This is a genomic window from Comamonas antarctica, from assembly GCF_013363755.1.
Classification (GTDB): domain Bacteria; phylum Pseudomonadota; class Gammaproteobacteria; order Burkholderiales; family Burkholderiaceae_C; genus Comamonas; species Comamonas antarctica.
In genome coordinates, this window is the sequence record NZ_CP054841.1 from 126,558 (window position 1) to 151,052 (window position 24,495).

The 24,495-nt window shown below is 69.2% G+C and carries 24 protein-coding genes; 3 read left to right on the plus strand and 21 right to left on the minus strand.

Features of this window, described 5'->3' with window-relative positions; translation table 11 throughout:
* Nucleotides 1-34: 34 nt before the first annotated feature.
* The 7 genes from HUK68_RS19965 to HUK68_RS19995 form a co-directional block, all read right to left on the minus strand.
* Complete coding sequence (locus HUK68_RS19965) at nt 35-898, minus strand: transglutaminase-like domain-containing protein (protein WP_175506008.1); 864 nt, start codon at nt 896-898, stop codon at nt 35-37.
* 232 nt (nt 899-1,130) lie between these two features.
* Complete coding sequence (locus HUK68_RS19970; protein ID WP_350355243.1) at nt 1,131-2,006, minus strand: IclR family transcriptional regulator; 876 nt, start codon at nt 2,004-2,006, stop codon at nt 1,131-1,133.
* Entirely contained in the window at nt 2,003-2,398 is a 396-nt protein-coding gene (locus HUK68_RS19975) for a PaaI family thioesterase (RefSeq protein ID WP_244146401.1), read from the minus strand. The genes HUK68_RS19970 and HUK68_RS19975 overlap by 4 nt, the downstream gene beginning before the upstream one ends.
* Nucleotides 2,399-2,582: 184 nt before the next feature.
* On the minus strand, nt 2,583-3,545 hold the full coding sequence (locus HUK68_RS19980) for a Bug family tripartite tricarboxylate transporter substrate binding protein (protein ID WP_175506009.1): 963 nt from the start codon (nt 3,543-3,545) through the stop codon (nt 2,583-2,585).
* Between the two features lie 81 nt (nt 3,546-3,626).
* Nucleotides 3,627-4,844: a CaiB/BaiF CoA transferase family protein gene (locus tag HUK68_RS19985; RefSeq protein WP_175506010.1), complete on the minus strand. Its 1,218-nt coding sequence runs from the start codon at nt 4,842-4,844 to the stop codon at nt 3,627-3,629.
* A gap of 3 nt (nt 4,845-4,847) precedes the next feature.
* Nucleotides 4,848-5,990: an FAS1-like dehydratase domain-containing protein gene (locus HUK68_RS19990; RefSeq protein ID WP_175506011.1), complete on the minus strand. Its 1,143-nt coding sequence runs from the start codon at nt 5,988-5,990 to the stop codon at nt 4,848-4,850.
* A gap of 95 nt (nt 5,991-6,085) precedes the next feature.
* The gene (locus HUK68_RS19995; RefSeq protein WP_175506012.1) at nt 6,086-7,654 is read right to left on the minus strand and encodes an acetate--CoA ligase; all 1,569 of its coding nucleotides are present in this window, start codon (nt 7,652-7,654) and stop codon (nt 6,086-6,088) included.
* Between the two features lie 320 nt (nt 7,655-7,974).
* Here HUK68_RS19995 and HUK68_RS20000 point away from each other — a divergent pair, with 320 nt between their 5' ends.
* Complete coding sequence (locus HUK68_RS20000) at nt 7,975-8,520, plus strand: ferritin-like domain-containing protein (RefSeq protein WP_175506013.1); 546 nt, start codon at nt 7,975-7,977, stop codon at nt 8,518-8,520.
* Nucleotides 8,521-8,573: 53 nt separating this feature from the next.
* On the opposite strand, the gene otsB is transcribed toward HUK68_RS20000, so the two are convergent.
* The 10 genes from otsB to HUK68_RS20050 all read right to left on the minus strand — a co-directional run bounded on the left by otsB (nt 8,574) and on the right by HUK68_RS20050 (nt 18,223).
* Nucleotides 8,574-9,293: a trehalose-phosphatase gene (gene otsB, locus HUK68_RS20005; protein ID WP_175506014.1), complete on the minus strand. Its 720-nt coding sequence runs from the start codon at nt 9,291-9,293 to the stop codon at nt 8,574-8,576.
* On the minus strand, nt 9,277-9,966 hold the full coding sequence (locus tag HUK68_RS20010; RefSeq protein ID WP_175506015.1) for a glycosyltransferase family 2 protein: 690 nt from the start codon (nt 9,964-9,966) through the stop codon (nt 9,277-9,279). The genes otsB and HUK68_RS20010 overlap by 17 nt, the downstream gene beginning before the upstream one ends.
* Nucleotides 9,963-10,550, minus strand: a complete 588-nt coding sequence (locus HUK68_RS20015) for a class I SAM-dependent methyltransferase (protein WP_175506016.1) — start codon at nt 10,548-10,550, stop codon at nt 9,963-9,965. The genes HUK68_RS20010 and HUK68_RS20015 overlap by 4 nt, the downstream gene beginning before the upstream one ends.
* Nucleotides 10,540-11,211 (minus strand): PIG-L deacetylase family protein, encoded by a 672-nt coding sequence (locus tag HUK68_RS20020; protein WP_175506017.1) that lies wholly within the window; start codon nt 11,209-11,211, stop codon nt 10,540-10,542. Before HUK68_RS20020 ends, HUK68_RS20015 begins: the two co-directional genes overlap by 11 nt.
* A 2-nt stretch (nt 11,212-11,213) precedes the next feature.
* Complete coding sequence (locus HUK68_RS20025; protein WP_175506018.1) at nt 11,214-12,167, minus strand: acyl-CoA dehydrogenase family protein; 954 nt, start codon at nt 12,165-12,167, stop codon at nt 11,214-11,216.
* The gene (locus HUK68_RS20030; RefSeq protein ID WP_244146402.1) at nt 12,164-13,570 is read right to left on the minus strand and encodes an alpha,alpha-trehalose-phosphate synthase (UDP-forming); all 1,407 of its coding nucleotides are present in this window, start codon (nt 13,568-13,570) and stop codon (nt 12,164-12,166) included. Before HUK68_RS20030 ends, HUK68_RS20025 begins: the two co-directional genes overlap by 4 nt.
* A 147-nt stretch (nt 13,571-13,717) precedes the next feature.
* A complete protein-coding gene (rraA, locus tag HUK68_RS20035; RefSeq protein WP_175506020.1) occupies nt 13,718-14,206 on the minus strand; it encodes a ribonuclease E activity regulator RraA in 489 nt (162 codons plus the stop codon).
* A gap of 1 nt (nt 14,207) precedes the next feature.
* Complete coding sequence (locus HUK68_RS20040; RefSeq protein WP_175506021.1) at nt 14,208-15,191, minus strand: tripartite tricarboxylate transporter substrate binding protein; 984 nt, start codon at nt 15,189-15,191, stop codon at nt 14,208-14,210.
* Between the two features lie 67 nt (nt 15,192-15,258).
* Nucleotides 15,259-17,256, minus strand: a complete 1,998-nt coding sequence (locus HUK68_RS20045; RefSeq protein ID WP_175506022.1) for an aconitase family protein — start codon at nt 17,254-17,256, stop codon at nt 15,259-15,261.
* Between the two features lie 79 nt (nt 17,257-17,335).
* Entirely contained in the window at nt 17,336-18,223 is an 888-nt protein-coding gene (locus tag HUK68_RS20050; protein ID WP_491523268.1) for a LysR substrate-binding domain-containing protein, read from the minus strand.
* A gap of 122 nt (nt 18,224-18,345) precedes the next feature.
* Between HUK68_RS20050 and HUK68_RS20055 the strand changes: the two genes are divergently transcribed.
* Nucleotides 18,346-19,287 carry a hypothetical protein gene (locus HUK68_RS20055; protein ID WP_175506024.1) on the plus strand — a complete coding sequence of 314 codons (942 nt, stop codon included), beginning with the start codon at nt 18,346-18,348 and terminating at the stop codon, nt 19,285-19,287.
* A 259-nt stretch (nt 19,288-19,546) separates the two neighbouring features.
* The gene (locus HUK68_RS20060; RefSeq protein ID WP_175506025.1) at nt 19,547-19,990 is read left to right on the plus strand and encodes a hypothetical protein; all 444 of its coding nucleotides are present in this window, start codon (nt 19,547-19,549) and stop codon (nt 19,988-19,990) included.
* A gap of 176 nt (nt 19,991-20,166) precedes the next feature.
* On the opposite strand, the gene HUK68_RS23450 is transcribed toward HUK68_RS20060, so the two are convergent.
* The 4 genes from HUK68_RS23450 to HUK68_RS20075 form a co-directional block, all read right to left on the minus strand.
* Nucleotides 20,167-20,289: a hypothetical protein gene (locus tag HUK68_RS23450; RefSeq protein WP_279614319.1), complete on the minus strand. Its 123-nt coding sequence runs from the start codon at nt 20,287-20,289 to the stop codon at nt 20,167-20,169.
* Nucleotides 20,290-20,497: 208 nt separating this feature from the next.
* Complete coding sequence (locus HUK68_RS20065; protein WP_175506026.1) at nt 20,498-20,983, minus strand: hypothetical protein; 486 nt, start codon at nt 20,981-20,983, stop codon at nt 20,498-20,500.
* Between the two features lie 277 nt (nt 20,984-21,260).
* Nucleotides 21,261-22,205, minus strand: a complete 945-nt coding sequence (locus HUK68_RS20070; RefSeq protein ID WP_175506027.1) for a hypothetical protein — start codon at nt 22,203-22,205, stop codon at nt 21,261-21,263.
* Nucleotides 22,206-22,611: 406 nt separating this feature from the next.
* Nucleotides 22,612-24,426: a hypothetical protein gene (locus tag HUK68_RS20075; RefSeq protein ID WP_175506028.1), complete on the minus strand. Its 1,815-nt coding sequence runs from the start codon at nt 24,424-24,426 to the stop codon at nt 22,612-22,614.
* Nucleotides 24,427-24,495: the final 69 nt, after the last annotated feature.

A 24,495-nucleotide genomic window follows, 5' to 3' on the forward strand; every position in this document is an offset into this window, starting at 1 on the left:
ACCATAGCGGCAAATCCCGCGCTTGGATAGGCCCTTAAGCCGTAGACAGCGCCGAGGCCGTGTGCACCGGCATCTGCCAGCCCTTCGCCGGATCTTCCCCCGCAACGACATGGATGCGCGGCTGGTCGCTGTAGACGCTGCCGAAGATCGTCGCAAACGCCACATCGGCGGCATCGCGGCCGGTGGCCAGGCGCATGATGCCCATGGGAATCGCCGTGCCCGACGGATCGAACAGGTACCAGCGGTGGCCCAGATAGACCTCGACATAGGCGTGGAAGTCGGGCGGGCCCATGCTCGGGTCGGCGCCATAGTCGGTGCCGGTGGCAAAGCGCGCGGGCAGGTTGACGGCGCGGCACAGCGCGATCATCAGATGCGCGAAGTCGCGGCACACGCCCACGCGCTCGACCAGCGTGTCGACGGCCGAGGTGGTGCCGGTGGAACTGTTGGAGCGGAACGTCACGTGCTGCTGCACCCAATCGCAGATCGCCTGCGCGCGTGCATAGCCCTTGGGCAGGTGGCCAAACAGCCCGCCGGCGAAGTTGTAGAGCCGGTCGGACTGGCAATAACGGCTGGGGTAGATATACGGCAGCACATCGAGCGGCAGTTCGCACACCGGCACTTCGTCGATCTGCGCCGGATCGGCCACATGGTGGGTGATTTCGACACTGGCGGCATAGTTGACCTTGAGCGGGCCGGGGTTGGCACTCAGGCGCAGGCAGCGCTGGTCCATGGCGGGACTTTCCTGCAGCGTCCAGGAGGCGTCGGACTGGCTGATCACCAGCCGCTCGTCGGACACGGTCTGCTGCGGCGTGTGCGCCGCGTGGATGAAGAAGAAGAAATCGGCGCCTGGTGCAAGCACCGTATAGGACAACTCGATCTGGAGTTGAAGTCGGATCATCGTGGTTTGAACTACAAAAGCTGGGCCGGGTGACGGAAGGTGGTCTGCGCCGCGCAGGCCGATCTCCTCCGGGCCTGTGCGCCTGAGCCAGTATGCGGCGCGCCCCTGCGCATGGATGTCAGCAAACACCACCTGTTCCAGTCCGCTCCTGTAGCCATCCTGGCGCGCCGCGCCATGCCAGCGGGCAGCCCGCCGCGCTGCGGTCGCCCGCCTGGCCTACGACCCGCGGGGCTCAGGGGCGCTCGCCCAGGGCCTCGAGTTCCGCGCGCATGTCCTGCACCAGGCGCTGCAGCGCGGGCGCATCGAGCAGGCTGCTCATGCCCACCGCCACCACCGTGTGCGTGAGCTGGCGGCGCGCATTGAACACCGGCAGCGCGACCACGGTGAGGCCGCGCACGAAATGGTCGCGGTCGAGCGCCCAGCCCTCGCGCCGCGCCAGCTCGACCTCGTTGCGCCAGGTGGCAAAGCCCGGTGCAGCGTCCCAGGGAATGGCGGCGTAGACCTTCTTGAGCTGCGCCGCGCTCGCCTCCATCTGCGCTGCGATCAGCCGGCCCGTGGCGCTGACCAGGCTCGAGAACTGGCTGCCGACATCGGTGTGCAGCCGAAACGGCTGGCTTGATTTCGACAGCGCCAGCACCACCACGCTCTGGTGCTGCGTGACCTCGACGCCCATGGCCGTGACGCCATGCCCGGCCGCCAGCCGGTCGAGCGCCGGCTGCACGCGCGCCGCGAAGCTGCCTCCTTCGAGCACGCTGCGCGCCAGGCTGATCATGCCCGCGGCCAGCGTATAGCGCTTGCTCGCGGGATCGATCTGCACCAGGTCCTCGCTGACCAGCACGCGCAGGATGTGCAGGCAGGTGCTGGGCACCAGCGCCAGCTGGTCGGCAATGGCCTTCACCCCCAGCCCTTGCTGGGTCTCGCCCAGCAGCCGCAGGATGGCAATCGAGCGGCTGACGGCGGGAACGGGGCGCACGCGCACGGTTTTGGGGGCGGAACGGGTTGCAACGGCCATGGAACGGGATTTCGGGCGGCGGGTGGGCAAGGAGCCGTCCAGCTTACCCGATGCCGCGCCGTCCAGGCCGCGCCAAACCAGATCCAGTGTGTTCATGGCGGCTGCACCTTCATGATGGCCTGCGCCTGCAGCACCGGCGCCTCCTCCACCGTGGCCAGCCCCTGCAGGAACAGCAGGCTGCGCGTGCGCTGCGTGACGCGGGCGCGCACGACGACAAAGCCGCCCTCGGCCACGCTGGCCAGGAACTGGCTGTCGAGCTGCAGCGTGAGGCAGGGCTGGCGCTGCAGCGCCTGCCAGGCGACGGTGCTGAGGGCATGGTCCACCAGGGTGAGCAAGGCGCCGCCATGCAGCACGCCCGCGGGGTTCAGATGCTGGCGCTGCACCTGCAGCCCATAGGCCCAGCCGCCCTCCTCGCGGCGCGTCCACAGCGGGCCCGCCAGTCCCATGAAGCCGGGGAGCGTGTGGGGTTTCCAGTCAGTGGCGTGCATGGTCTGATTCCTGGCGTCGTGGTCGGCGTCTTGCGGCGCGGTGAAATACGGTCGTGCGGAGCCTGTCTGGGCGACCGCGTCGAAGGATGGGCGGTGAGCCACGTTCGTCCCGAGCCTGTCTGGCCGACCCCGTGGAAGGATGAACGGCCTTCGGTCCAGAGTGCCGACACCGCGAAACCGCGCCTCAATCCGCCTTCAACCCCGCCGTCGCAATCACCCCCTGCCACTTCTGGCGCTCGCTCCGGCCGAAGGTCTGCAGCCATTCGGGCGTGCCGCCCGCGGGCTCGAAGCCCAGCTCCAGCAGGCGCTGGCGCGTCTCGGGGCGCTGCAAGGCCTTGTTGAAGGCCGCATTGAGCGTCTGCACGACCTGCGTCGGCGTGCCCTTGGGGGCATACAGCGCGTTCCAGGCAATCACATCGAAGTCGGGGTAGCCCTGCTCGGCAATCGAGGGCACGCCCGGCACCAGCGGGCTGGGTTGCTTCGAGGTCACGGCAAGCGCGCGCAGCTTGCCCGACTGCAGGTGCGGGCGCAGGCTGGTGGGGGTGTCGACAATGGCCGCGAGCTGGCCGCCGATCAGGTCGGTGATGGCAATGCTCGCGCCCTTGTAGGGCACGCCGAACAGCGGCACGGCCGAGCGCTCCTTGAGCAACTCCACCACCAGGCGCGCACTGGTGCTCGGCAGCGCGATGTCGGCGCCGCGCGGCGCGGCCTTGACCTTGTCGACCAGTTGCCGCGCGCTGGTCAGCGGCGAGTTGCTGGCCACGGCCAGCACCATCGGGAAGGTGCCGACCATCACCACCGGCTCGAAGTCGCTGCCGGCGTTGAAGGGGATCTTGCTGTAGAGAAACTCGTTGAGCACATGGGTGGCGTTGGTGCCCATGGTCAGCGTATAGCCGTCGGGATGGGCCTTGGCCGTGGCCTCGGTGCCCACATTGCCGCCCGCGCCGGGACGGTTGTCGATGATGATCGGCTGGCCCAGGTCGCGTGCGATCTGGTCGGCGAGATAACGCGTGGCGATGTCGGTGCCCTGCCCCGCGGGGTAGGCCACGATGATCTTGATCGGCTTGTTCGGGTAGCCCTGCGCCTGCAATGCCGGCGCGGCAAGCAGGCCCAGTGCGGCGGCCAGCCCCAGTGCTGCGAATTTCATGGTTTGTCTCCTTGTGCTGCCAACTGCTTATGGCCGCCCCAGGACTTGCACGGCCCGGAGGCGGAACTTGTTGTTCGTGGATCAAGGGTGGGTGGTGGTCGCGCCCTCCTGCATTCTGGTCGGCGCCGCGCCCGGCGGGCATTGCGCCAAACCCGCAGCCGCGGCGCTTAGCCGCGCGAGGATCGCGGCGCGGTCCTGGTCCAGCGCGGGCGGCGCCGCGCCCGGGCACGCGGGCGTGCCCATGAGCCGCACCGGCGAGCGGATGCCGGTGTAGTTGCCGCGCCGCAGCAGCAGCTGGCGGTGGCGGGTGTGCGGATGATCGAGCGCCGTGGCCACGCTGTTGACGGCCGCGGCCGGCACGCCGACCTGCATCAGCGCATCGGCCCAAACCTGCGCGGGCCGCGCGGCAATGGCCGCTTCGATGGCCGCATACAGCGCCGCGCGGTGCTGCAGGCGCTGCGCGTTGTGGGCGAAACGCGCGTCGCGGCCGAGTTCGGGCTGGCCGATGGCCTGGCAAAAGCGCGTGAACTGGGCGTCGTTGAGGATGCCGATGAACAGCGCGCCGTCCGCCGCCTGGAACTTGTCGTAGGGCACGATGTTCGGGTGCGCGCTGCCCAGCGGCGCGGGCAGCTCGCCCGAGCTGAGCCAGTTGGCGCCATGCGGCAGCAGCAGGCTGATGGCGGTGTCGTAGAGCGTGGCTTCGACGCGCTGGCCCAGGCCGTCGCGCGCGCGCGCCTGCAAGGCCATCAGGATGCCCGACAGCGCGACGTAGCCGGTCAGATGATCGACCACCGGAATGCCGACCTTGGTCGCGCCGCTGTCGGCGCTGCCGTTGACGCTCATGATGCCGCAGGCCGCCTGCAGCACCGCGTCGTAGCCCGGCAGGCCGCCCAGCGGGCCGTCGGCGCCGAAGCCGCTGATGCTGCACAGCACCAGCCGCGGATAGCGCACCGCCAGCACCTCTTCGTAGCCCAGGCCCCAGCGCTCGAGGGTGCCGGGCACGAAGTTCTCGACCAGCACATCGGCGTCGGCCAGCAGGCCGTGCAGCAATTGCTGGCCCTCGGGCGCCGACAGATCGAGCGCGATCGATTGCTTGCCGCGGTTGAGCGCCTCGAAATACGCCGGCTGCTGGCTCGGCGCGTAGGGCGGACCGAGCCGGCGCGTCTCGTCGCCTGTGGGCGGCTCGATCTTCGTCACCTCGGCGCCATGGTCGGCGAGGATCTGCGTGCACAGGGGCCCGGCCAGGACCCGTGTCAGGTCCACGACCTTCAGTCCCTGCAGGGCGCCTGCGCGTGCCATGGCTCAGGCTCCGCGGCTGGGCAGGACCACCGTGCCGCTGCCGACCACCGACAGCTCGTTGTCCTGGTTGTGCGCGATCTGCTCGATGTCCACCAGATGCCGGCCGTCCTGCTGGTACTTGCGCACCACCTTGCCGCTGATGAACACCATGTCGCCCTCGGGATTGTGGCGCCGGATCTTGCAGCTGGCCTTGTGCAGGAAGCCGCTGTCGCCCATCCAGTTGGTGAGGTGGTGGGTGAGCCAGGACGTGCGCTCCGGCCCGTAGTCATAGGCGCCGGGCGCGCCGACTTCGAGCGCGAAGTCCTCTTCCCAGTGCACGCGCTCGGGCACGTCGGGAATGCCGAAGCGGTTCTTGATGCCCACGCCCGGGTGCGCGTCGATCAGCTGCCAGGCGAGCTTGTTGGCGCGGATGTAGAGGCCGCCCCAGCCCTGCGCATAGGCAATGAAGCCGGTGACGGTCATCGGGCCCTTGAACATGGTGGGCAGCGCCTCGCCCTCCTGCACATCCTCCCAGTAGCGTGGCACGGCGCCGCGCACTTCCTCGTTGCGATACAGCTCGAAGGCCGCGGCGAGTTCCTCGTCGGTATAGCGGCGCGGGCCGCGCTCGCGCGCCGCCTCGTACTTGGTGCCGACTTCGCGCGCATGGTCGCGCTCGGTGCGAAAGCACCAGCTGTCGGCCTCGGCCACCTTGTCGCCGTCCTGATTGAAGAAGTCGACGTGGTAGATCTGCTGCACCGCGCGGCCGGCGAAACCGGTCTGCTTCTCGACCAGGTCCTTGAGATAGGCCTCGGTGTGGATCTCGTCGTTGCGGCGCACCGGCTTGTGCCAGGTCCAGTCGGCGCCCGACCACATCGCATGCACGCCGGGCAGGCCGCCGACATAGCCCGAGACGATGCGGCTGGTCGAGAACAGGAAGCTGGGCAGCGCGACGATGCCGCCGTAATGCGACTTGGCGGCGTACGCGGGATCGCACCACAGCGGGTTGTCGTCGCCGATGCCATGCGCGTAATGGCGGATGTTGTCGCGCGTGGCCTCATGGCACCAGGGCTCGACGGTGTGGCCGATCTTCACGCCGATGCGCTGGCGCAGCTCGTCCAGTCCGCTTTCGGTGATCTTGGGGAAACTGCGCTGTACTTTCATGTCCATGGTGACGACTCCTGGTTGAGAAACGGGAAGGGGAAAACGGGGTGGGCGGCGCTTCGACCGGGCCGCGCAGGCAAGCTCAGGGCGAACGGTGGGGCTTAGGCAGGCTCGGGGCGAACGGCGGCCAGCTCGCGCTCGCGCAGCACCTTGCGGTGCACCTTGCCGGCGGGGGTCTTGGGCAGCTCGTCGACAAACGCGACGTGGCGCGGGTATTCGTGCTGGCTCAGCTTGGTCTTGACCAGTTCCTGGATTTCCTCGGCGAAGGCCGCGCTGTCGGCCGCGCCCCGCGTGCCGACGACAAATGCCTTGACGACCTGGCCGCGCAGCGCGTCGGGCACGCCGATCACCGCGGCTTCAAGCGCGTCGGGGTGCATCAGGATCACGTTCTCGATCTCGACGGCGCTCATGGTCCAGCCCGCGGAGATGATCACGTCGTCGGCACGGCCGCCGTGGTAGAAATAGCCGTCGGCATCGATGCGGCCGAGGTCCTTGGTGGCAATCCACTGGCCGCGGCGCAGCACCATCAGCTGGCCCGTGACACCGGGCGCGCAGGGCTTGCCGTCGGCGTCCTGCACCTGCACCTCGGTGCCGGGCACGGCCTTGCCCAGCGCGCCTTTCCTCACCGCAAAGTCGGCTGCGCCCGGGTAGCTGACCAGCACCACCCCGATCTCGGTCGTGCCGTACATGCTGCAGACTTCCAGGCCGAAGGTGGCGCGCACGAAGTCGGCGGTGTCGTCGTCGATGGGCTCGCCGGTGAACGACAGCTTCTCGAGCGCATAGCGGTAGTCGCCGGCCTTGCCGCTGTTTTTCATCATGCGGTAATGCGTGGCCGCGGCCGACATGTTGGTGAAGCCATGCGCCGACAGGCCGGCCAGCAGCCGCTCGGCGTTGAAGCGGCCGCTGTACGCGCCCACCGTCAGGCCCAGCGCCAGCGGCGCCAGCGTGCCATGCCACAGGCCGTGGCCCCAGGCTGGCGACGACGGGCAGAAGAAGCGCTCGCCCGGGCGCAGTCCGGTGCCATAGAGCGCCGCCACCATCAGCGTCACCAGCGCCTTGTGCGTGTGCCTGACGGCTTCGGGCAGCTCGCGCGTCGTGCCCGAGGTGTACTGGAACACCGCCAGATCGGACGCCTTCGACTGGCTCGCATAGCGCGCGGGAAACGGCTTGAGCATCTCGGCGAATGCGCCGCCGTAGACCTGCACGCGCGGGTGGCCCGTGGCGCGCGCGGCTTCTTCCTTTTCGGCATTGGTGATCAGCAGCGCCGGCTGGCAGTCCTGCACGCGCAGCCGGATGCCGTCGGGCCCGAACAGCGTGAACAGCGGCACCGCGATCGCGCCGCGCTTGATGACGCCAAACATCGCGGTATAGAAGGCGCGCGAGGGTTCGAGCATGATCGCCACGCGCTCGCCGGCCCGCACGCCCTCGGCTTCAAGCCAGTGCGCGAAACGCGACGAGTCCTGCGACAGTTCGGCATAGGTGATGACCTCTTCGCCGCCCTGGGCCTGCAGCACGATCAGCGCATCGCGCCCCGATGCCGCGTGGCGGTCGACGCATTCATGGGCAATGTTCAGTGACTCGCGGTGGCCGTCGAACAGCTCCCAGAGGCGCTCGGGCGAGAACTGCATCTGGGCATCGGCGTAGCTTTGGTAATCGGCAAGGGTTTTCATGGCGGCGGCGACTTCAGTAAGGGGTTGGATGCAGTTTTCTGCCGCGGCGTATTTTTGTCAAATACGACATTTGTTTGTACATAGACAAATATGAACCCGGTGCACTCTGGGCGGCGCGGTGGCCAGCGCGCATCGGCGCGCGCGGCGCGGCGCACGGGCGCGGGTAAGTCCTAGTGAATGGGCGGTGCTGCAGGCGTCGGCAAGCACCCATCGCAATACGCGCTCCATTCCCACACGTTCATGCCGGACGATCGCGTACGGTGGGAAGCTCCGGTGCGCCCTACGCCGGAGCCCATTTCAAAATTCCCACGAGGTATGCAATGAACAACAATCAACAACAGACCGGCCAGCTGGTCTTGGACCAGCAGCGGCTCGAAGCCGCGAAACAAGGCCTGGACCAGGGCGCCGTGACGCCCGAGGTGCAACCCTGGCGCGAGGACATCATCAAGCTGCTCAACGACTCGCTGGCCACCGAGCTGGTCTGCGTGCTGCGCTACAAGCGCCACCATTTCACGGCCACCGGCCTGGAGTCGCCGGCCATTGCCGACGAGTTCCTGGTGCATGCCGACGAGGAGCAGGCGCATGCCGACAAGATCGCCAAGCGCATCGTGCAGCTTGGCGGCACGCCGGACATGAACCCCGACACCCTCACCAGCCGCAGCCATGCCGACTACGATGACTCCGAGGACCTGCACGCGATGATTCGCGCCAACCTGGTGGCCGAGCGCGTGGCCATCGAGGCCTATACCCAGATCATCGAGCTGATCGGCGACAAGGACCCGACGACGCGCCGCCTGATCGAACAGATCCTCGAGCAGGAGCAGGAACATGCCGACGAGCTGTCGGACTGGATGAAGCGCGCCTGACGCGCGCCCGGCGCGCAGCTGGCGCCATCCGCGCTGCGTGTTCCAGCCCAGACTCAAGGCCCCGCGTGGGCCTTTTGTCTTGTCTGGCGGCGCAGCCAGTCGCGCACCTGCGCCGGGGTGTCGAACACCGCATCGGCATGGGCCGCCACGCGCGGGCCCACCGCATACGCCTGGCCGCCCAGCGCGCGTGCCGCATGCAGCGCCGCAATGTCCGTGAAGTCATCGCCGACATAGACCGGCCGGCGGCCGCGAAACGGCGGCTGCTGCATCAGCGCCAGCAGCGCCGCGCCCTTGCCCGCCGCCGCGGGCACCAGCTCCAGCACCTGCTTGCCTTCGCACAGGCGGTGATCGGCCAGTTCCGGCAGCAGCTGCGCCGCGAGCGCGCGCACCGCGCTTTCGGCGGCCGGCGCCTGGCGCCAGTGCAGCGCCAAGCCGCAGGGCTTTTCCTCGACCAGCACGCCGGGCCAGGCGGCCAGGGCCTGGCGGCAGCGCTGCGCCCGGCGTGCCATCGGCGCGCTCGGCGGCGCGGCGCGCAGGCGCTCGGCGCCGTGGCTGCCCACCAGCGCAATGCCGGCGGCCCCGAGCAGCCGCGCGAGATCGGCAAAGGCGCGCCCGCTGATGCAGGCCAGCGCGCCAGCGCGCTGCGCCGAGAGCTGCGCCAGCGTCTCGAGCAACTGCGGCCCGACCTGCACCGCATCGGGCGTAGGCGCGATATCGATCAGCGTGCCATCGAGATCGAGAAACAGCGCCGCCGTGTCAGGCAGCAGCGGCATCGACGCCTCCCGCGGACTGCAACACGGTGCGCTCGAGATTCAGCAGGAAGTCGCCAAAGCCTTCGCGCGCGCGGGCGTCGCGGCGGGCGCTGGTCACGACGCAGGGCTCGATGCGCCGCGCGATGTCCAGCCCGGCCTGCTCGCAGCGCCGGATCAGGCTCACGTCCTCGTGCGCGCTGGCCGGCAGAAAGCCGCCGACCTGCAGGTAGGCCGCGCGCGACAGCCCCAGGTTGGCGCCGTGGATGTGCGGGTGGCCATCCTGCGGCGGCGCGGCATGGAAGGCGCGCACGACCTCGGGCGAATAACTGCCCCAGTCCTCGACGCGCACGATGCCGCAGAACACGTCGGCCTGCAATGCCCACTGCGCGTGCAGCCAGTTCTCGGGAACCTGCGTATCGGCATCGGTGCAGGCGATCCAGGCCGCGCCCTGCTCGATCAGGTATTGCGCGCCCGCGCGCCGCGCCTGCCCGACATTGCGCGCGTCGATCTCCAGCACCTGGTCGGCATGCGCGCGCGCGATGCGCGCCGAGCCGTCGGTGCAGGCGTCGAGCACCACCACGCAGGTGGCGTGCAGGCCGTGGCGCGCCAGGTGGGCGCTGCTGCGGCGCACCGACTGCAGGCAGGCCTCGAGGTACGGCTCCTCGTTGTGCGCGGGAATGACGATGCCTATCATGCAAGCCCCTCCTGGCGCGCGACGCTGGCGGCGGCGCGGCTCCATACATCGATCCACAGGTCTTCGTCCTCGTAACGGGCCAGCGCATGCCAGCCCAGTTCCGCGCCGAACAGCTGGTGCGCGGCCTCGGTGGGCGTCACCACCTGCGCAAAGCCATGGCGCCAGTGCGCGAGCAGCACCACGCCGTGTGCCGGGGCATGGGCGCGGATGTTGCGCGCCAGCTGGCGCAACTGCGCCGCCTCGAGGTAATAGGCGACATCGCACAGCAGCACCTGGTCGAAGGCTGGCGCGGGCCACTGCTGCGTGATGTCGGCATGCTGCAACTGCACGTTGGCCACGCCGCGCAGGTTCTCGCGCGCGAGTTCGATCGCCTTGGCCGAGATATCGACGGCCAGCACCTGTTCGGCGCGCGCCGCAAGCAGCTGCGTGATCAGCCCCGTGGAGCAGCCGATCTCGAGCACCCGGCCGAGCGCGTCGCACGGCAGCATCGCGGCAATCAGCGCGCGCCGGCGCTTCTCATACCAGTGGCGCTCGTAGCCCCAGGGATCGGCTTCCTCGTGGGGTGCGTCGAAGTCAATGCGCATGCAGGTAGTACTCGTGTTCGGTGGTGAAGGCGGCCAGGAACTCGGCGCGGACGATGGCGTCGGCCGCCTCGTGGCGGCTGAATTGCGTCGCGAACAGCGCGGCCGCCTGCTGCTTCAAGGCGCGCTCGGGCGGCGCGAGCGCCATGCCATGCACGGCATCGAGCGCAAAGAACTGTTCACGGCGCGCCTTGTCGACCAGTCCCCAGACCGGGTAATGGAGGCATTGGCCCGGCGCGGCCACCTGGCGCAGCGCGCGCGCCACCACCTCATGGTCCGGATGGCCGTCGTCGCACCAGGGCGCGACGCACAGCGCATCGGCGCGGCAATGGTTCTGCAGCCCGCGCTCGACCAGCGCCGCCTGCTCCAGCAGCTGCGAGTCGCCCAGGCCCCAGAAGGTCGGGGGCGGATAGCCCAGCAGCGCCGCGGCCGCGCACGACTCCTGCTGGCGCGCCGCGCGCAGCGCCTGCTCCTCGGAGGCCGGCAGGCTGCCGAAGCAGAGCTCGCCATCAGTGACGACATGCACCTCGATGCGCAGGCCCAGGCGCTGCGCGCAGCGGATCAGGCCAAAGCAGCCGAAGATTTCGTCGTCCGGATGCGGCGCGAGCACGCACAGGCTGCGGAAGCCGCGCAGCAGATCGTCGGGCAAGGGCTTCGCCTGCATGCTCACAGCTCCCACACGATGCCCGCGGCCTGCGCCGCCAGGCCCAGCGCCGCGTCGTCCTTTTCCGCATGCTGCTGCGTGACCCAGACGGCGAGGTCGGCGCAGCGCTGCGCATGCGCGGCATCGGTGCACAGCGGCCCCGGGCCCATGGCGCGCGCGCTGCGCTCGATGATGTCGCTGGCCAGGCCGCGCACGAAGCTGCGCAGCGCCTGCACCTCCTCGATCCAGGGCGCGTGCGGCGTGTCGTCGATGCGCTGGGCCAGCGCGTGGAACATGCCGCGCGCGGCGCGCAGCTGGCTGAACATCGCGCCCAGGTGCGCCGCAGCATGCGGCTGCTCGGCATGCAGCTTGCGGCGCAGCAGTTGCGCGATCTCGCAGGCCGCGCCATACCAGCAGGCGGCAATGCCGGCGCCGCCGTGCCAGAACCCCGGGCGCTGCAGGTAGACCGAGCGCTCGCCCAGCCAGGTTGCGGGCGTGGCCTCGAAGCGCACGCTGGGCGTGGGCACATGGCGCATGCCCAGTGCCTGCCAGCCCTGGCCTTCGATGGCGATGCCCGGCGCGCGCATGTCGACCAGCGCCAGGCACGCGCCGCGCTCGAGGTCCTCGCAGGTCAGCAGCGCATGGGTGGTGATGTCCGCGCCCGAGCACCAGGACTTGGTTCCGGTCAGCCGCGCGCCCTGGGCCTGGCATTGCAGCTGCAGCGGCGCCTGCGGATTCTCCGCGGCCCAGACGCTCCAGATGCGCGCGTGCGGCGGCGGCGCGGCGCCGATATCGGCCAGTATGGTCAGCGCATCCCAGTGCGCCTCGGCCAGCTTGCAGGCCGCGAGGTCCTGCGCGGCCAGCGCCGACAGCGTGCGCCAGCGCTCCAGCGTCGCGCCCGCGTAGGCGCCGGGCGCAGGCAGCTGCGGCGCGGCTTGCAGCGCCAGCTCGAAGCGGGCCAGGCTTGCGGCGCTCATGATCCGGTGCGCTCCAGCAGGTGCGGCTGGCAGGCGCACAGATCGAACAGGAAGCGCTGGTGCCAGCGCTCGATATCGTGGCTGCGCAGGCGCTTGAGCATGGCGCGGTGGCGTTGCACGCGCTCGAGCTGGGGCATGTGCAGCGCGCGCTCGATGGCTTGGGCCACGCCGGCGGTGTCGAAAGGATTGACCAGCAGCGCCTCACCCAGCTCCTGCGCCGCGCCCGCGAACTCGGACAGTATCAGCACGCCCGGATCATCCGGGTCCTGCGCCGCCACATACTCCTTGGCCACCAGGTTCATGCCGTCGCGCACCGGCGTGACCAGCGCGGCGCGCGCCAGCCGGTAGAACCCGGTCAGCAGCGACTGCGCATAGACGGTGTTGACATAGCGGATCGGCGCATAGCTGGGCGTGCCGTGCCGGCCGTTGATGCGCGAGGCCTGCGCCTCGAGCCCCTCGCACAGCTGCTGGTAGCTGGCAAGCTCGCTGCGCGAGCGGCTGGCGATCTGCAGCAGCACCGGCAGCTGCGCGCTCGCGGTCTCGCCCAGATGGCGCTCGAAAGCCTGGAACTTGCGCTCGAGTCCCTTGCTGTAGTCCAGCCGGTCGACGCCGATCACCAGCGCGCGCGCGCCCAGCGACTGCTTGAGTTCCTGCACGGGCGGCAGCGCCCAGGCCCGCGGCGCGCCTTCCTCGATGCGCGCGGTGTCGACGGAAATCGGATAGACGCCGAACTGCGTGCTGCGTCCGCGCCAATGCAGCCGGAACGCCTCGTCGCCCGCCGCCTGCACGTGCAGCTCCGGATGCTGCCCGCGCAATGACTGGAAGTAATCCATGAGGTTCTTCAGGTCGTTGCGAGTCTGCAGTCCGACCACGTCATAGTCCAGCAGCGCGCAAAGGAGTTCCGCATGCCAGGGAATGGTGCGCAGCAGCTCGGCTGGCGGCACGGGAATATGGTGGAAATAGCCGACCACGCCCTGGTGCCCGCAGGCCCGCAAGGACTGCGCTGCGAGCAGCAGATGGTAGTCATGCACCCAGACCACATCTCCATCCTCCGCGCAGGACAGCACCTGGTCGGCAAACTTCGCGTTGACGGCGCAGTAGGTTTGGTAGGCTTGCGCGGAAAACTGCAGATAATCGGGCCGCGAATGGCATACCGGCCACAGCACCTCATTCGAGAATCCAAGATAATACTCGCGATATTCCTTTTCGGTCAGCGAAAACACTTGATAATCGATATTCCCCCGTTTTTCGGATTTTGTTTCATCGGTCTCGGCAATTTGTCCGCTCCAGCCGATCCAGGTGCCTTCGATGGTTGAAAACGTGTCCTGCACCGCTGTCGCCAAGCCTCCGGATTGCGGTTTTTCAGCGTGACAGACCCGGTTCGAGACAATGATGAGTTTCATTTTTATGGTGAATGACGCCTGATATATTCAAGCAGTCTTCCCATTATTGTCGAGCCCGAAATCGAACCTGTAGGAGAGGTCGCCCAGTGTGTGTGGGAGCCTGCTAGCGGCGCGCCCTAAAGGGCAGCCAGTCCCCGGCGATGAAGCTCAGCGCACAAACACCAGCCCGTCGGCATCGAGCAGCGCCCAGTCGCCGCCTGCCACGTCGAGGCCGCCCAGAGCGATGCCGGCCTGCGCCCCGCCCTGGCCCGTGCCCGCGGCGCGCTGCGGCACCGCGCCCAGTGCCAGCACCGCGAAATCGAGCTGCGCCAGCGCCGCCACGTCGCGCACCGAGCCGTCGATGATGGCGCCGCGCCAGCCGTTCGCCAGGCCCAGCCGTGCCATGCGTTCGCCCAGCAGCGCCACGCGGCGCGAGCCGCCGCCGTCAACCACCAGCAGGCGGCCCTGCCCTGGCGTCTGCAGCAGCGCGCGCAGCGGCCCCGCGTCCTCGAAGCTCTGCACGCAGGCGATGGGCGCGGCCAGCGCGCGCAGGCCGCCATAGGAGTTCAGCGGCAACTGGCAGACCCGGGCCTGCGCGCCCAGCCGGTCGCAGAGATCGGCCGTGGCTTCGCCGGGGTGGATGGGTGACAACGCCATGTCAGTCCAGCGTGGCACCGGATTGCTTCACCAGCTTCTGGTGCTTGGCCAGCTCCGACTGGAAAAAGGCAGGCGCCGCATCGGGTCCCAGCGCCATCGGCATCAGACCCTGGCCCGCGACGGCCGCCTGCGCTTCGGGCGAGGCCATGGCCTTGGCAATGGCCGCGGCGTAGCCATCGACCAGCGGCTTGGGCAGGCCGGCGGGGGCGACCAGCGCCACCCAGGCATCGAACGCGTATTTGGGCACACCGGCTTCGGCCAGCGTCGGCACCTCGGGCAGCGCCGCCGAGCGCTGGGCGGTGCTCACCGCGAGCGCGCGCAACGTGCCGGCCTTGATCTGCGGCGCGACCTGGGAGATGGACACGAAGCCCAGCTGCACCTGGCCGCCGATCAGGTCGGTGACCAGCGGCCCGGTGCCGCGGTAGGGCACATGCTTGATGTCGATGCCGGTTTCGCTGACCAGCAGTTCTCCCGCGAGATGCAGCGTGCTGCCATTGCCCGCCGAGCCGTAGTTCAGCGCACCGGGATGGGCCTTGGCGTAGGCCAGCAGTTCGGCGACGGATTTCACCGGCAGCGCCGGATGCACCGCCAGCACCAGCGGCACCGTGGCCAGCACCGCAATCGGCGTGATGTCCTGGAGGCTGTCGAAGGGAATCGACTTGTAGATGCCGGGATTGATCACATGGTTGGAGGAGATCATGCCCAGCGTGAGTCCGTCGCGCGGCGCCTTCACGACCTGGGCGGTGCCGGTGATGCCGCCCGCGCCCGGCAGGTTCTCGACCACCACGGCGTGGCCGCTCGCGCGCCCGAAGCCGGGCGCCACGGCGCGCGCCATCGCGTCGACCGTGGAGCCCGCGGCCAGCGGCACGACCATGCGGATCGGCTTGGCGCCGCTGGCGCCCTGCGCCCAGGCGCCGGGCGCGCAGCAGCCCAGCGCGGCCGCGGCCAGGCAAGCACGCCGGGAAATGGTGAATCCTTGTTTCATCGCCTTGTCTCCTTTGTTTTGACTGTCACCGGCTGGATTGCGCCAGCCACGCCGCGGCGCCGCGCGCTCAGCGATGGCGCGCCTGCAACTGCTCGAAGGACAGCAGCTCGCCGGCAATGGCGCTGGCCGCCACCGTCGGCGGGCTGGCCAGCCACACGCTGCCCGGGCCGCCGCGGCCGGGGAAATTGCGGTTGATGGCGCTCACCGTGACCTGGTCGGCGCGCTCCGAGCCGCCCGGCCCGCAGTTGCCGCAGGCGCCGCAGGAGGGCTGCAGCAGGCGCGCCCCGACGCGCTCGAATGCATCCATGTAGCCCGCCGCGATGCAGTGGTCGCGCACCGCCGTCGTGCCGAACTGCAGGTATAGCCACACGCCCGGCGCCACGCGCAGCCCGCGGTCGGCGGCCCAGCGCAGCACCTCGTGGTAATGCCTGAAATCCTCGCGCTTGCCCGCGGTGCACGAGCCGCCATAGGCAATGTCGATGCGCACCGGCGCCGCCACCTCGGCCAGCGGCCGGCCGTTGCCCGGGTCGCCCGGTGCGGCCACCATCGGCGCCACGGCGGCGCCGTCGATCTCCAGCACCTGCGCATAGTCGGCATCCGGGTCGCTGTGCATCCAGTCCTCGATGCGGAAGTCCACGCCGCGGCGCTCGCGCAGAAAGCGCCGCGTTTCCTCGTCGGGCGCGACGATGCCGGTGAGCCCGCCCAGCTCGGCCGTCATATTGGTCAGCGTCGCGCGCTCGTCGATGGACAATGCCTGCACCGCCGCGCCGCAGAACTCGAACACCTTGCCGACGCCGCCGCCCGCGCGGATGAAGGGCAGCGCCAGCAAATGCAGCACCAGGTCCTTGGCCGTGACGCCGGGCGCGAGCCGGCCGTCGCAGCGCACCAGCAGCGCGGCCGGCATGGTCAGGCGCACCGCGCCCGTGACCAGTGCGTTGGCCATGTCGGTGGTGCCGACGCCAAACGCCACGCAGCCCAGCGCGCCGCTGTGCGGCGTATGCGAATCGGTGCCCGCCACCAGCTGGCCCGGCAGCGCGTAGTGCTCGGCGACCATCGCATGCGAGATGCCGGCCGCGGCGCGTGCGCTGTCCTGCAGCGCCTCGGCTTCGGTCAGCGTGCGGTGCGCGCGCAGGCCGTATTCGGCCACGAACGCGCGCTGCGCCTCGACCATGCGCTGCACGTTGGGCACCAGGCCGCCGCGCACATGGGCCGGACTTTCCTCGACATAGGAGGTGTGGTCCTCGAACACGATCACGGATTCGGGCGCCTGCAGCGCCAGCGGCCGGCCCAGGCTGGCGTGCAGCATGTGCGCCGCCATGGCGGTGTAGTACTCGTGGATGAAGCGCCAGTCGGCGCGCACGAACAGCCCCTCGCCCACGCGCGGCGCGGCCGGCGTGGCGGCGGTGGCCAGCGCATGGCGCGCGACGATCTTCTCGAACAGCGTGCGCGGGCGCGTGTGCGCCGGCGCGCCGCCGGCCTGCACCGTGCGCAGATGCGCCTGGCCAAAGCGCAGCAGCCCGCCGCTGCGCACGATGGCCGCGGCCAGCGCATCGCGCCCGGCCAGCAGTTCCTCCAATGCAATCGCCTCGCCCGCGGCGATGCGGTCGACCAGGCCCATGTCGGTGGAGGTGAACAGTCCGATGTTGTCGGCGTTTTGCCGGTAGATGCGCTCGAAGCTCTCGGCAATCACCAGCCGCACGCCGGCCAGCTTCTCGGCCGTGGGACTGTGCTCGCGCGACGAGCCCTTGCCATAGCGCCTGCCCGCAACCACCACCTCGATGCCGGCCGCGGCCACGGCGCCGGGGGCAATCGGCAAACGGTCGCCGGCCTTGAAGCCGGTATACGGGTAGCGGCCCAGCTTCTCGTCGTAATGGGTCAGGATGGGCAGCGGGGTGATCTCGTCGGTGGAGACATCGTCGCGCAGCGGCGCGGCTTGCGCCAGCGTCATGGCGTCGCCGCGCAGCACGGCCTCGACGCTATCGGGCGACTGGCTCAAGAAAAGAATGCGGGGATGGAAACGCAGCGCGCCGGAATGGATCGCGGAAGACGGGGATTCGAAAGGCATGCGCCATGCTCCCCCGCCCGGCCCATCGCGCCAAGCGCCGACACGGCACAGGGGGTCGCGCAAAATGCGCGATCCGGGCTTACCCTTTGAGACTGTCGATCAGCGCCTGCGTGGCGCGCGGCTGCGGCGAGCGGTGCAAGGCATAGAGATGCAGGCTGCGCGCGGCCCAGCTGGCCGCGAGCGGGCGGCGCGCAAAATGCGCGGCCCCCGCATAGGCCGCGGCCGCGCTTTGCGGCACCACGGCCACGCCCAGGCCGGCTTCGACCATGCGGCAGACCGCGTCGAAGCTGCTGACCGACACCGTGGGCGCAAACGCCCGGCCAAGTTCGAGCGCGCGCGCATGCAGCTGCCGGTCGAGCGCCCCGCCCTGGTGGATACCGATCAGCGCATGGTCCAGCGCCTGGGCGAAATCCACCGCCGCCTGCGCCGCCAGGGGATGGGAGGCAGGCACCACCACGTACAGCGGATCCTGCGCGAAGTGCCAGGCATCGATGCCCGCGGGCGCCTGCATCTGCACGCCGACGCCGACATCGGCGCGGTCGTCGCGGCAGGCGCGCAGCACATCGCCGGTGTCCATTTCATGCAGTTCGACGCGCACCTGGGGAAAGGCCGCCATGAAACGCTTGAGCCGCTCGGGCAGAAAGCCGATCACCGACGACATGTTGGCATACAGCCGCACCGTGCCGCGCACCGCATCGCCTTCGGCCTGCACGTCGCGCACCAGCGCCTGCAGGTCGGCGTCGAGCTGCAGGCCGCGCGCCAGCACCACGCGCCCGGCCTCGGTCAGCGCCACGCCGCGCGGCGAGCGCACCAGCAGCGGCCGGCCCAGCGCATGCTCGAGATCCGCCAGCCGCCGGCTCAGCGCCGAGGCCGCAATGTGCTCCTGCGCCGCGGCGCGCACGATGGAGCCGGCCTGGGCGGCGGCGACAAAGAGGCGCAGGCTGTAGGGATCGACGCGGCGGTTCACTGGAGCTGGGCGGGGGCGCAAAAACCGGCATTGTCCCATGCGTCCCGGGCCGCGGGAACCTCGAGCACGTCCGCGGTTACCCACGGACTGCGGCGATTTCGCCACGCCCTCCTGGAGCTCCGATGAATACCCTGTCTATCGTGGCCTCGCGCCATAGCGGTTTTGACGTACTCAGCGCAAGCAGCGTTGCCGACGTTCGCAACGCCAGCGACCGCGACCATATCGGCAGCCTTGCGAGCCGTATCTGGGACAAGGTCGCGGACTTCTTTTGCGGCACCGACCGCGAGGAAGCCAAGAAATGCCTTTTCGACCTGTACGCCCCCACCACGCCCGATGCGCAGAAGATCGAATGGTTCTTCAAGCTGCGCGGCCTTGCGGGCGAGGGTTTTCAGGAACGCGTCGAACACCGCGTGGAGGACGGCCGCGAGACCTATGCGTTGCTGCTGGACGACCAGGAGCACGGTGCAGGCCTGCTGCTCACGCGCACGGCGATCGGCTGCGACTGGAACAAGATCGAAGCCGCCCTGCGTTCAGACCGCAGCCACGAAGACCTTGAAAAGCAGTTGCGCCTGGACATCGTGCGGGCCGGCTACGAAGTCGCCGGCCAGCCCGTTCCGGACGACGACACGCTGGCGCTGGAGCCGCGCCAGGATCTGCGCCTGCAGCTACTGGACGCCGAACTGGCGAAGCTGGCCTGCACTCCCGAGGAAGTCGAGGCCGTGCATGCGCTGGCCCACCAGGCGACCTTTGCCCTCATCATGCAGTCCACGCTGGTGGCGGCGGCCTCGGGCAACGCGCCGATGTGTCCCTCCTCGGCGCGCCAGCAGACCGACTACCGCATCGAGCGCGAAAACGCGCAGCTGCAGCTGGTGGCCCTGTGCCGCCAGGATGTCGCGACCGAGCCCAACGAGGAATTGCGCCTGGACAAGATGGAATCCGTGCGCGAGATGGAGCATTTGTACCAATCACTGGAGATCCGCGTGGCGCTCGCCATCGACGCCCTTGGACAGGCACGCATCAGCAGTCTCGACTACCTCGCCGGCAAACCTGCCGAGGGCGCGTGAGGCAAGGCGTCCCCCACGGCGTTTACTCGTGCGCCATCGCCAGCGGCACCACGCCGTTTTGGCGAGAGCCCGGCAATCAACACGCCACGCGAATTCTGCGAAAATTCCTGATTTAATAGGTATTGGCTATTGTTAATATATATCCTATAGATATCATTGCGGCAGGCCTTGAGCCTGTGACCCCGCCGCAGACCAGACCGGCATCGCCGTCGTCTTTCTGCCGCAGGATATTCAACCGCTTTCAATGAAGGACAGGGACATGGCCCGCCACCATTCGCACCATTCGCATTACCTCGGCCTGCGTGAGGGATTCAAGAGTCTGACGGCCGATTTCAAGGCCCTGGCTTCCGAAATCAAGAGCCTGATCGCGCACGCGCAGCAAACGCCCGCCGTCAAGACCGCGGCGGCGGAAGTCAAGGAAAGCGCGGGACACATCAAGCAGGTGCTGACGGGCGCGCAGCAAGACATCAAGATGGTGTTCAAGGCGGCCGGCGAGCAGATCAAGCAGATCTTCAGCGACGCTGGCGACCGCCTGGCGGCCTTGAGTGCCGCCAAGGACGAGCCGCAGACCTCGGACGCCACCGAAGAGGCGCCGCCGGCTGCTGGCTGGCGCGAAGCCGCGCCGGCAGTCGCCGAAGCCCTTGCCGAAGCGACGCTGACCGGCATCACCCTGGGCGACAGCGCCGACCCCATCCACGGTTGAACCGCGCTTTTGCGCCGCCGGCCCGGTCCAGCGCCAGCCCCCGTTTCTGGCGCGGCACATGCCGCACCAGCGCCGCCATCTGCTGCGCGTGGCGGCATGGGCGCAAAGGCCTTGCGCATCGAACTTCTGCGCGGCGAAGCCGACAAACACTTCGGGCTTGACCCGCAGCGCGGCGTTCAAGAGCAGCATGCCTGCGCCAGCACATCGGCATTGAAGGGCGTCACCTCGTGCCATTCGCGGACCTGCAGCCCCGCGCCCGCGGGCAGGCATTTGGCCGCCAGCTTCAGCAGCTCGACCATCTATGACGGTGCGACCGGCGCGAGTCCGCCATGGCCGAGCTGGAGCGCGCGCAGATCATTGCCCGCGTTGCGCCCGCCCTGCCGCTGTTCGGCATGCTCACCGAAAACGCGCTATGTGAAGCCTGCGGGCATACCGCCGAGACGGGCGGGGCTGGTCGAGAACCGGGTCAGCCTGGGAGCCTCCGCCGTGGGCGCGCAGTGTCCGAAGCTAGCCGGCGCCGCGCCCGCGTTCCATGCGCGCCTGCAGCCCGCGCGCCAGCTGCACATAGGTGCGCACCGCCTCTGCCGCGGGCTCGAGCCCGGGGTTGTGCTGCGCCTGGTCGCGCAGCGCGCCCAGCTGGCGGTACAGCACCATGTCCCGTGGCGACAGATGCTGCATTCCGGTGCGCGCCGCCTGCTCCAGGCAGGCCCATGCAGCAAGGATGTCCTTGCGCGCCGCGCCAGCGGCAGGCAGCGCGCTCGCCCCTGGACGTCCCGACGCTGCGTCCGGCGCGGCCGGTCCCGCCTGGGGCATTCGCGCGGCCAGCGATTGGAGCTGCTGCTCGAACTCGAACTCGGCCGGCCCGACCCGCCCGCGGCTCAGGCGCGCCATCAACGCCCGCAGTTGCGAGCGAAACACCAACGCCACGGCCAGGGCCACTGCGGGCCAGGCCGCGGCCTTGAAGATTTCAGCGGTAAAGGTCAGTGCATCCATGCAGGACTCCTGTGCGCGAGCGCCCGCAGGGGCAGCGCCGGGCTCGCAGCGGTTCTGGCGCAAGAATGGCCAGGTCGCGCAATCGGCGCTGGCCGCAAGCAATGTTTGAAAAAAAAGAGGCCGGCCCCTCCAGAGACGGGCCGGCCTTTGAAAACGCACCTTGCTGCCATAAACACAAGGTGCGGGAGGGGCCCGGTCCTACCCCTTTCCTGGCTGCGGCGCGCCGCGCGCAGCCGGTTTTCCAGCTGGGTGACGCCGCAGGGCGGCAGCAGCCGACTCACGCGGCGCCGAGAAGCTCCGGCGCGGCCGAGCCAACCACCGTCACCAACGCAGTCGCAGACGCTTCGGCCGCTTCCCCCTGGTGAATGCTCTCCGGGAGCGCCTCGTGCACAAGCGCCAATTCATGGCCCTGCGCCGTTTGAGCTGCGGCGTCCGCTTGCCCGGCAGGTGCCAGCGCCGCAACTTCTGCTTCGGCGGCGGCTGCGCGGGCCTGGGCGGACTCCAGTTCACCCGCGGTTTTTGCCAGGGCGGCGATGGCGGTCTGCGCGGCCTCGCGTTCGCGTCCGGCTTGTGCTTCGGCGGCAGTGGCGCGGGCTTGCGCAGCCTCCAGCTCCATGGTGGTTTCTGCTCTGGCGGCGACAGCCGTTTGCGCGGTCTCACGTTCACGCGCGGCTTGTGCCTCGGCGGCGGACGCGCGGGCTTGCGCTGCCGCCAGTTCGCGCGCTGCTTCTGCTTCGGCGGCAGTGGCGCTGGCGCGTGCCGCCTCCAGTTCACGTGCCGACTCTGCCTGGGCCGCGACGGCAGCCTGGGCGGCCGCACGCTCACGCGCAGCTTGCGATTCGGCGGAGGAGGCGCGGGCTTGCGCTGCCGCCAGTTCGCGCGCTGCTTCTGCCTCCGCGGCAGCGGCAACGGCGCGGGCTTGAACGGCCTTCAGTTCACGTTCGGTTTGTGCCTTGACGGCTGCGGCGCGGGCCTGTGCAGCCTCCAATACGCGTGCAATCTGGGCTTCAGCGGCAGCGGCGCGGGTTTGGGCGGCCTCCAGTTGCCGCGCGGCTTCTGCCTTGCCGGCGGCTGCGCGGGCCTGTGCGGCCTCCAGCTCACGCGCAGCTTCTGCTTCAACAGCGACCGCGCTGGCTATCGCCGCATTGAGTCCGCGTGCAGCCTCCGCTTGCGCAGCCGATGGCGCGGATACTTTGCCTGGCGTGGCGGTTTCGGCTTGCACGGCCGCAACTGCGGCAGCTGGCATTGGGACTGCAACCGGGACTTCGATATCGTTTCGCATAGACATGGTTCTTTGGTTTGGGTTGATGCCAGCACACGGACTTGCGCGCTGGCGCTGCTTCCTGTAGGACCGCTGGACGGATGCCGGTCACGGGCGTGCCAGACGGCCGTCTCCAGCAACTCCTGCATCCGCATGAAGGCGGGCCGCGCAGGGTTTGCCGCGCTGGCGGCATGTGGGGAAAAAAGAGGCCGGCCCACCCGTAGACGGGCCGGCCTTTGAAAACGCACCTTGCTGCCACAAACACAAGGTGCGGGAGGGGCCCGGTCCTACCCCATTCCATCCTGGCTGGCGCCGGGCACGCGCAGCCGTTTCACTTGGCGCACGCCACAGCGCGGCCTGCTTCGGCTCACAGCGCTTCGGCGAGATCCGGCGTGGCCGAACCCAGCAAGGCCACCGCTGGCGCGTCCAGGGCTTCACAGGGCACGGCGCGGTGATCGGGCTCGCCCCACGCATAGTCGTAGAGCGCGGGCAGCAGACCCGTTGCCACGGCAGTGCCCGCAGCCACCAGCATGCCGTGGGTCTGCGCCACGACTTCCTTGACCATGCCGGTCATGACAGGCGTGCCATAGGACGAAAATTCATTTTCAGCCTGGGCCACCGTGCGCTGGACTTCCAGCGCCCATTGCTGCCATTCGCCCTCGGTCCGGTCCAGGGGCGACATGAAATCAATGCTGCGCAGTGTTTTCAAGGCTTGCGCGCCAGGGTTCATGTCGCGCAGGTAGCCAACGCACGCGCCTTTGATCAGCGCCGCGCCATATATCGCTAAGATGGCCGCTGGCGCGTCGATCTTCTCGCCCACAGACTTCAGGCCGTCCGCGACGATGTTGTCGCCGCCGGCGATATGCAGCGACGCTATGGCCGTCGCCACCGCGGCCGCGCCGAACACGGGTGCCGCGGGCGGCAGGACCGCCGCACCGGCGAGCGCCATCAGCGCCGTGCCCTGGTAAAGCGACGCGTTTTGCGCGCCATGCTCCTTGGCCGCGGCCCAGACCGGTCCAAGCTGCTGCGCCGCGGCGTCGGAGGCGCTATCCCAAGCCCACTGTCCCTGCTGCGTGGCATAGCTGGAGGCAGCGCCAACGCGCTCCGTGGCGGAGGCCCACACCGCCGACGCCTGGCAGGCGGCATGGCTGGTCACGTCATTCACGACCTGTTTGCCCGTGTCCAATGCCCACTTTCCATTCTCGACGGTATAGGTGGACGCATCGCCAACGCGGTCCTTGGCAATAGCCCAGGCCGCGGGCACTTTCTCGACAGCATAGGCGGCCACGTCATTGAGCACCTGTTTGCCCGCATCCAATGCCTTCGTTCCATTTTCGAGGGTGTAGGCGGACACATCGCCAACGCGGTCCCTGACACTCGCCCAGGCGGCAGTTGCCTTGTCGATGGCATGGGTGGCCGCATCGAGCAGAGACTCCTTGCCCGCTGTGAAGTGCAGCTCCCCACGCCCGGCTTGCGCCTCTTGCGCAGAAGGCTCGCGCTCGGCCGGCGCCTCTGCCTTTGCTGCGGCTTGCGCGGCAGCTTCCGCTTCGGCGGCAGCCTGCACGGGTGCAGCTTGTGCTGCGGCTTGTGCTTCAGCGGCAGCCTGTGCATCGGCTGCGGCTTGTGCGGTAGCTTCTGCTTCGGCGGCAGCTTGGGCAGCTGCGGCTTGCGCGGCGGCTTCCGCTTCGGCGGCAGCTTGGGCAGCTTGGGCAGCTGCGGCTTGTTCGGCAGCTTCTGCTTCGGCGGCAGCTTGAGCAGCTGCGGCTTGTTGGGCAGCCTGTGCATCGGCAGCGGCTTGTGCTTCGGCGGCGGCTTGGGCAACTGCGGCTTGTTCGGCAGCTTCTGCCTCGGCCGCGGCTTCTGCTTCAGCGGCAGCTAGAGCAGCTGCGGCTTGTTGCGCAGCCTGTGCATCGGCTGCGGCTTGTGCTTCGGCAGCGGCTTTCACGGCTGCGGCTTGTTCGGCAGCTTCTGCCTCGGCCGCGGCTTGCGCGGCGGCTTCTGCTTCAGCGGCAGCTGCGGCTTGTTGCGCAGCCTGTGCATCGGCAGCGGCCTGTGCATCGGCAGCGGCTTGTGCGGCAGCTTCTGCTTCGGCGGCGGCTTGCGCGCTAACTTCCGGCACTTCCTGCGCTACTGCGCCATCCAGGGCTTGGCCCGGAGATTGGTGTTCGACATCGTTCGACATGGCACTCTTTCTGTGGTTCGGTGTGATGCAGGCAATCTGATTGCGCATTCAACCTGTGCGACACAGGGG